The organism is Mesorhizobium sp. M1163 (assembly GCF_040318415.1).
GTDB lineage: Bacteria > Pseudomonadota > Alphaproteobacteria > Rhizobiales > Rhizobiaceae > Mesorhizobium.
Window position 1 is genome coordinate 1 of record NZ_JAMYMF010000087.1, and the last position, 7,192, is coordinate 7,192.

General features: G+C 63.9%; 8 protein-coding genes. 7 read left to right on the forward strand and 1 reads right to left on the reverse strand.

What is annotated here, in order from left to right; translation table 11 throughout:
• Nucleotides 1-234: 234 nt before the first annotated feature.
• Complete coding sequence (locus tag NKH43_RS34890; RefSeq protein WP_352862010.1) at nt 235-1,152, reverse strand: LysR substrate-binding domain-containing protein; 918 nt, start codon at nt 1,150-1,152, stop codon at nt 235-237.
• A gap of 122 nt (nt 1,153-1,274) precedes the next feature.
• Here NKH43_RS34890 and NKH43_RS34895 point away from each other — a divergent pair, with 122 nt between their 5' ends.
• The 7 genes from NKH43_RS34895 (at nt 1,275) to NKH43_RS34925 (ending at nt 6,826) form a co-directional block, all read left to right on the forward strand.
• The gene (locus NKH43_RS34895) at nt 1,275-2,594 is read left to right on the forward strand and encodes an MFS transporter (RefSeq protein ID WP_352862012.1); all 1,320 of its coding nucleotides are present in this window, start codon (nt 1,275-1,277) and stop codon (nt 2,592-2,594) included.
• 107 nt (nt 2,595-2,701) lie between these two features.
• Complete coding sequence (locus NKH43_RS34900) at nt 2,702-3,886, forward strand: cell wall hydrolase (RefSeq protein ID WP_023716851.1); 1,185 nt, start codon at nt 2,702-2,704, stop codon at nt 3,884-3,886.
• A gap of 255 nt (nt 3,887-4,141) precedes the next feature.
• Nucleotides 4,142-4,540, forward strand: a complete 399-nt coding sequence (locus NKH43_RS34905; RefSeq protein ID WP_023716852.1) for an AtpZ/AtpI family protein — start codon at nt 4,142-4,144, stop codon at nt 4,538-4,540.
• A gap of 70 nt (nt 4,541-4,610) precedes the next feature.
• Complete coding sequence (locus NKH43_RS34910) at nt 4,611-5,369, forward strand: F0F1 ATP synthase subunit A (RefSeq protein WP_023716853.1); 759 nt, start codon at nt 4,611-4,613, stop codon at nt 5,367-5,369.
• A 67-nt stretch (nt 5,370-5,436) separates the two neighbouring features.
• The gene (locus NKH43_RS34915) at nt 5,437-5,661 is read left to right on the forward strand and encodes a F0F1 ATP synthase subunit C (protein WP_006206606.1); all 225 of its coding nucleotides are present in this window, start codon (nt 5,437-5,439) and stop codon (nt 5,659-5,661) included.
• Between the two features lie 81 nt (nt 5,662-5,742).
• Nucleotides 5,743-6,324 (forward strand): F0F1 ATP synthase subunit B, encoded by a 582-nt coding sequence (locus NKH43_RS34920; RefSeq protein WP_352862014.1) that lies wholly within the window; start codon nt 5,743-5,745, stop codon nt 6,322-6,324.
• A 10-nt stretch (nt 6,325-6,334) separates the two neighbouring features.
• Complete coding sequence (locus tag NKH43_RS34925; protein WP_352862016.1) at nt 6,335-6,826, forward strand: F0F1 ATP synthase subunit B; 492 nt, start codon at nt 6,335-6,337, stop codon at nt 6,824-6,826.
• The last annotated feature ends 366 nt before the right edge of the window (nt 6,827-7,192 follow it).

Below are 7,192 nucleotides of genomic sequence, written 5' to 3' on the forward strand. Positions count from 1 at the left end.
GCTCCTTCGCTCAACTGCCTCTCCAAAGAATCCTTTCTCAGCCTAAACTCAACCCCAAAATCGCCATATGCGATTCCCCTGCCCATTTGGGGGAGATTGGCCGTCCTCTCCGCTTTAGCCAATCTCCAGCGCCGAAAGACGGGTGGGACGGCGAAGCGCTAATCTCCCCCCTCGTGGGGGAGATGTCCGGCAGGACAGAGGGGGGGCGCGAGGGATCGCGAGCGCTCGTCTGCGCTAAGCCGCTTTCCTCAGACCATCCGCGTCGCCACTTCCCGGCAACGCTTCCAGCGCCGCCTGCAGCAGGATGTCGCCAAGCCGCGCCGCCACCGGGTCGGGCTCGGCCTCCTTGCGATGCAGGAACAGCGCCATCTTGGGCAAAGCGGGCAGCCCGGCGATCCCCGGCGTCATCGCCCTGACGGTGGCCGGCAGGCCGATATCGGTGCGGATCGTCAGTCCGAGCCCGGCGGCGACGGCTGCCCAGATACCGCCAAGGCTCGGGCTGGAGAAGGCCATCCGCCATGCCAGACCGGCGCGGTCCAGGGTTTCGGTCGCCACGCTGCGGAGCAGGCACGGCGCTTCGAGCGCCACCAGCGGCAAAGGCTCGCGATCGCGCAGGCTGGTCTCGATCTGTTTTGCCGGGCCGATCCAGCGCATCTGGACGTCGGCGACATGCCGGCTGTAGGGCAGCGTCGCGCCATTGTGCCAGGCAAGCGCGATATCGAGGCTGCCCGAAATGATCCGTTCGGCAAGCTCGTGGCTGCGTGCGATCCTGGCTTCGATCTTGACCTTGGGATGGGCGCGGGCGAAGCGCCCGAGCACCTCCGGCAGGACCGCCTCGCCGAAATCCTCCTGCAATCCAAGCCGCACCCAGCCCTCCAGCTCGACGTCGTGGATGGCGGACGCGGCCTCGTCGTTGAGCTCGATCAGCCGCCGCGCATAGCCCAGCATGGTCTCGCCTGCCTCGGTCAGCGCCAGGCTGCGCCCCGACTTGCGGAAGATCGGCGTCGCCGCCTGCTCCTCCAGTTTCTTCAATTGTGCGCTGATTGCCGAGGTCGAGCGGCCGAGCCGGTCGGCGGCCTTGGCGAAGCTGCCCAACTCCATACCGGTGACGAAGCTGCGCAGGACGTCGAGATCGAATGTCACGCGTCGCATGGCACAATAATCCTGATATTTGGGACATTACGTCAAAAACTTCCTGATATTCAGGACGAAGCTATGGCGATAGAGACAGCGCGTCAAGACCGAACGCAACCAGCCCATGCAGGAGCTGGACCATGTCTGCTGTCGCCACAGGACCAGATTGCAAACCGCTTCGCCCAGGCGCCGTTGCCGCCCCGTCGGAAGCGGCGGCACTTCGAGCCAATCATCGCTGGAAGGTGCTGGGCATCGGCGTCGCCGCCAATGCATGCTTTTCCGCGACCTTCTCCGGCATTCCGGCGACGGCGGTGTTCCTGCGCTCGGGCTATCATCTCTCCAATGGCGAACTCGGCATGGCGCTTGGTCTTCTCGGCCTGGGCGTAGCGCTGAGCGAATTGCCGTGGGGACTGCTGACCGATCGCTGGGGCGACCGCCGCGTGCTGCTGACCGGGCTCGGCGCAACCGCGGTTTGGCTGCTTGTCATGGCCGCGCTGATCGTGCCGTCACCGGCCCACATTCCTGGCATCGCGCTTCTCGCCGCTGCCCTGCTGGTCACCGGATTGCTCGGCGGCAGCGTCAACGGCTCCAGCGGCCGTGCCATCATGGCCTGGTTCGGCGAGGGCGAGCGCGGCTTTGCCATGAGCATCAGGCAGACAGCGGTGCCGCTTGGCGGCGGGCTTGGCGCGCTCGTGCTGCCGTCGCTCGCTTCGGCCCATGGCTTCACGGCGGTCTTCGGACTTCTGGCGGCTGCATCCGCCGTCTCGACCTTTCTCGCCTGGCGCTGGCTGCATCAGCCACCGGTGCATGACGATACCAATTCGAGCAGCACGGCATTGCCGGCCGGCCCGGCGCCGCTGCGCAACCCGGCCGTCTGGCGCATCGCAACAGCCATCGGCCTGCTGTGCTTTCCGCAGGTGGCGGTGCTCACCTTTGCTTCCGTCTTCCTGCATGATTTCGCCGGCATGGGAACAGCCGTGATCAGCGCCAGCCTCGCCGCCGTGCAGGTCGGCGCCATGGTCATGCGCGTCTGGAGCGGCCGCTACACCGACCGTCACGGCAACCGCCGGTCGTTTCTGCGTCTGTGCAGCCTGTTGAGCCTGATCGCCTTCACCGTGCTTGCGGCGCTCGTCTTGTTGGCGGCCCAATTCTTGTCAGGCCAAGTGCCGATGCTGTCGCCGGCGATCGTCGCGATGCTGGTCGTGGCCGGCATTTGCGTCTCCTCCTGGCATGGCGTCGCCTACACCGAGCTTGCGACGCTGGCCGGCGCGAGCCAGGCCGGAACGGCGCTCGGCCTCGCCAACAGCCTGGTCTTCATTGCCTTCTTCCTGGTGCCGATCGCCATTCCGGGACTTCTCGTGCTCTGCTCGTGGGCAGGCGTCTGGCTGGGTGCGGCTATTTGCGCACTGATCGCCTGGCCGATCTTTCTTCCGTCAAGCGATGGCCGCAAAAGCGCCTGACTTCGACATGAGATGGGAAAACAACGTTCTAAGCTGTTAACGCCCCATCAAGGTTAATGCATCATTGTAGCTCTCCAGTGGGGTCCGTTGCGTTTCTGGAGAGTTCCGTGCATCGACGTGTTTTGACGCGGCTTGTCGCCGCCGCCGGTGACAAAAAACGTTCCTTCCTATCTCCGTTTATTATTGGCCTTGGCATCTGGATCGGCTTTCCGACGGTCGCTGCCTATCAGGACATGACAAGCCTGGTCTCCGGCCTTGAGGCGCCGAGCGTCCGCTGGAACGCCTATGTCGAGAAGTCCGTCGCCGGCTCCGTTCACGCCGCCGAAATGCCCTTCCTCGATTCCAGCAGCACCGGCTCGCTCTCCGGCTCCGGCGTCCAACTGCCCGGCATCGGCTCCGTCTCGTTTCGCGGCAAGGGCGGCATCGCCGGCACGACGCCGGACGAGAACCGTATCACGCGTGCCGACAAGAAGGGCCGCATCATCCAGGTCTCGCCCGTCTCGCCGCCGAAGAACTTCAACGCCGGCTCGATCTTCGAGCGCACCTCCTCACTGCTCCGCCCAAGCATGGACAGCGGCCTGAGGATGGCTTTCGCCAAGCCCGAGATCAAAGGCAAGGAAATCCAGATCGCCGCCGCCTTCCACACGCGCGTCGACAAGAAGCCGGATCCCGGCGTGCCGGCGATGCTTGCCGCGCTGGTCAACAACGATCATCCCGACGTGCTGGCAACCGCCTATGCCTCGTCGGCTCCCGACTATGCCAAGGCATCGCCTTTCGAGGCCTTGCTGCAGGACGAGGACCCGAACGATGGCCGCTTCATTCCACCGCTGAGCAAGGGCGATCATTCTTGGATGCAGACGCCGCTGCCGGCGAGCGTCTTTTCCAAACCGGAGCAGGCCTGTCTCGCCAACGGCATCTATTTCGAGGCGCGCGGCGAATCCGTGCGCGGCCAGGCCGCCGTCGCCCAGGTTATCCTCAACCGCGTCCGCAACCCGGCCTATCCGAACTCGATCTGCGGCGTCGTCTACCAGAACGACAACTGGTTCAACCGCTGCCAGTTTTCCTTCGCCTGCGACGGCAGGAAGAAGCGCATCGACAATCCCGCCGCCTACAAGACCGCCCAGGATGTCGCCATGGCTGTCACAGCCGGCAAGATATTCATTCCGGAAGTCGGCTCGTCGACCCATTATTACGCCAACTACGTCCATCCGGGCTGGGCGAGGACGATGAAGAAAATGACCAGGATCGGCCTGCATATCTTCTACCGCACCTATGGCGGCGGCTGGAGCTGAGTGCTCGGGCAGCCCTTGCATCTTTCGCGGGAGAGCGGCCGATCGAAGACCCGTCGTCGTGGGGATTCGGCCGCAGCCCGCCAGAGACCGCGTCGGGCACGATGTCGCACCCAAGCAAGTAGCTGATTTATAACGAAAAAATACTTGAGCTTGAACGTCCGCTCGTGGCTTGACGGGCGCGGACCCTCTAACTATGTTGCCGGCGACTTTAAGAAGCGGACGGACGGTGACGGTCTGACCGGGCAGGGGGGTTGCGTGGCCGACAAGAATGGGCCAGACGGAACCGGAAAAACCGGCCGCGGCAAGCAGCATGAAGCCGACATCCGCGACGACGATCTTGAGCGCCGTCGGCGCGACCTTGAAGCATCGCTTGCGACAAGGCGGCCGGACCGGCTCGAGGGGAAAGACGACGCGAAAGCGGGCAGTGTGGCCGGGTACGGCCAGGCGCTCAAGCTGTCCAGCGAGTTCATCGCCGGGATAGTGGTCGGCGCGGCTCTCGGCTGGTTTATCGATCGCGTGGCGGGGACATCGCCATGGGGTCTGATAGTCGGGCTGTTGCTGGGTTTTGGCGCCGGCGTGCTCAATGTCCTGCGTTCAGCCGGGCTTGTGTCGGAATTCGGAACGGGCGACAAACCGCGCGATCCGAAAGAATGAATTGAGGCGCCGCATGCCGGCGCATTGAACAGGATACTCAAGCCGTCTGCGGCTTCGATGGGGATTTAAAGTGGCTGCTGACAAGGTCGATCCGATCCACCAGTTCCAGATTCAGCCGATCATTCCGATTCACATCGGCGGCTACGACCTGTCTTTCACCAATTCGGCTCTGTTTATGCTTGCGACGGTTGCTGTTGCATCGGCGTTTCTCTACCTCAGCACGTCGAGCCGCAGCCTCGTTCCCGGCCGCCTTCAGTCGGTCTCGGAAATGGCCTATGAATTTGTCGGCAATATGCTGAGGGACGCCGCGGGCACGCAAGGCATGAAGTTCTTCCCCTTCGTGTTCTCGCTGTTCATGTTCGTGCTTGTCGCCAACCTGCTTGGCCTGTTCCCATATTTCTTCACCATCACCAGCCACATCATCGTCACCTTCGGCCTCGCTGCGCTGGTGATCGGAACGGTCGTCGTCTACGGCTTCACCAAGCACGGCTTTGGCTTCCTGAAGCTGTTCGTCCCGCATGGCGTGCCGGTCTACCTGCTGCCGCTGGTGGTGCTGATCGAGGTGATTTCCTTCGTCTCGCGTCCGGTCAGCCTCTCGGTTCGTCTGTTCGCCAACATGCTTGCCGGTCACATCACGCTGAAAGTGTTCTCGGGCTTTGTCGTCAGCCTGAGCGCGCTCGGCGCGGTCGGCGTGGCGGGCTCGGTTCTGCCGCTGGCGATGGCCGTGGCGCTGACGGCGCTGGAGCTGCTGGTCGCGTTCCTGCAGGCCTACGTCTTTGCCGTGCTGACTTGCATGTATCTCAACGACGCCCTGCATCCCGGGCACTAACAAGGTTTCCGGCATTGCCGCCGGATCGAATTTGCAACGGAATTTTAGATCCAAAGGAGTTGAACAAATGGACGCAGAAGCAGCAAAGTACATCGGCGCCGGCATCGCATGCCTCGGCATGGGCGGCGCGGGCATTGGCCTCGGCAACATATTCGGCAGCTATCTGGCGGGCGCGCTGCGCAACCCGTCGGCCGCCGACGGCCAGTTCGGCCGCCTGATTTTCGGCTTCGCCGTGACCGAAGCGCTGGGTATTTTCTCGCTTCTCATCGCGCTTCTCGCCCTGTTCGGCTGAATACTTGTTCGGCTGAACATTGGGAAGAATTGAACAGGCCGGCCGCGATCCTGCGACGGGTCTGAATTTCGGGGATAGTCCATGTTCGTGACATCTGCCTTTGCGCAAGAGCCCGCGCCCGCCGCAACGGAAGGCGAAACGCACGCCGCCACCGGCGTGCCTGCCGAGGCGCACGGCACGTTCCCGCCATTCAATCCGGCGACGTACCCGTCACAGCTGCTGTGGCTGGCAATCACTTTCGGGCTGTTCTACCTCTTCTTGAAGCGGGTAGTGATGCCGCGCGTCGGCGGCATCATCGACGTGCGCAACGACCGCATCACGCAGGATCTCGATCATGCTGCCCGGCTGAAAGGCGAGGCCGATGCCGCCGTTGCCGCCTATGAGCAGGAATTGGCGGAAGCCAAGGGCAAGGCCAATGCGATCGGCCAGCAGGCCAACGATGCGGCCAAGGCGGAAGCCGAGGCTGCCCGCAAGACGATCGAAGCCGCCCTCGACCAGAAGCTTGGCGAGGCCGAGGCGCGCATATCTTCCATCAAGGCCAATGCCATGAAGGAAGTCGGCACGATCGCCGAGGACACCGCTTCGGCCATCGTCGAGGCGCTGGTCGGCGGCAAGGCCAGCAAGGCCGAGATCGCGGCCGCGGTCAAATCCGTGGCCGGGTGAGGAGCGCATCATGGACGCCACATCTCTCGCGACGCTTTGGGCAACCGTTGCCCTCATAATCTTCCTCGGCATTGCCATCTACATCAAGGTGCCGGGCATGATCGCCAAGGCGCTCGATGCCCGTGCCGACAAGATCAGCAGCGAACTCGAGGAAGCGCGCCGGTTGCGCGAAGAGGCCCAGCAGTTGCTCGGCCAATATCAGCGCAAGCGCAAGGAAGCCGAGCAGGAGGCCGCGGCCATCGTCGCCGCCGCCAAGCGCGAAGCCGACATGCTCGCCGCCGAGGCGCACAAGAAGACCGAGAATTATGTCGCCCGGCGTACCGCCTTGGCAGAGCAGAAGATCGGCCAGGCCGAGCGCGAGGCGATCGGCGAAGTGCGCGCCAGCGCCGTCGACATCGCGGTCGAAGCCGCGCGCGCGCTGCTGGCCGGCAAGATCGACGCCAAGGCCGGCGCCGACCTTTTCAACGCCTCGCTGCAGGATTTGAAGTCGAAGCTGAATTAAGCGACGTCGTCGAGAAATTCATCGAAGGCCGCCTGGGAAACCTGGCGGCTTTTTTGTTAGCGAAAGCGGCTGAGCGCAAATCTCCCCCCTCTCGAGGGGGAGATGTCGCCGAAGGCGACAGAGGGGGTCAGTACGTCCTGGCGCGACGCCATGTGGGACGAAAGAGAAGGTTGGCGCTTCACGCGAGGCGACCCCCTCTGGCCTGCCGGCCATCTCCCCCTCGAGGGGGGAGATTACGCCTAGCCGCTTTCGCAGTTGTGTGCGTCAAGTTCTGCAAAAATGGCGTGGCAGTAGCTGTGACGTCGGCGTGGGCCCCCCGCCCCCCCCCGGTTTAGCGGGGCGGCGGCCCCCCGCCGGGGGTCCCGG

Excerpts from the sequence above, each read along its gene's own strand:
- NKH43_RS34925 (WP_352862016.1), top strand. The coding sequence starts at position 6,335 with ATGGACGCCACATCTCTCGCGACGCTTTGGGCAACCGTTGCCCTCATA.
- NKH43_RS34915 (WP_006206606.1), top strand. The coding sequence starts at position 5,437 with ATGGACGCAGAAGCAGCAAAGTACATCGGCGCCGGCATCGCATGCCTC.
- NKH43_RS34920 (WP_352862014.1), top strand. The coding sequence starts at position 5,743 with ATGTTCGTGACATCTGCCTTTGCGCAAGAGCCCGCGCCCGCCGCAACG.
- NKH43_RS34895 (WP_352862012.1), top strand. The coding sequence starts at position 1,275 with ATGTCTGCTGTCGCCACAGGACCAGATTGCAAACCGCTTCGCCCAGGC.
- NKH43_RS34890 (WP_352862010.1), bottom strand. The coding sequence starts at position 1,152 with ATGCGACGCGTGACATTCGATCTCGACGTCCTGCGCAGCTTCGTCACC.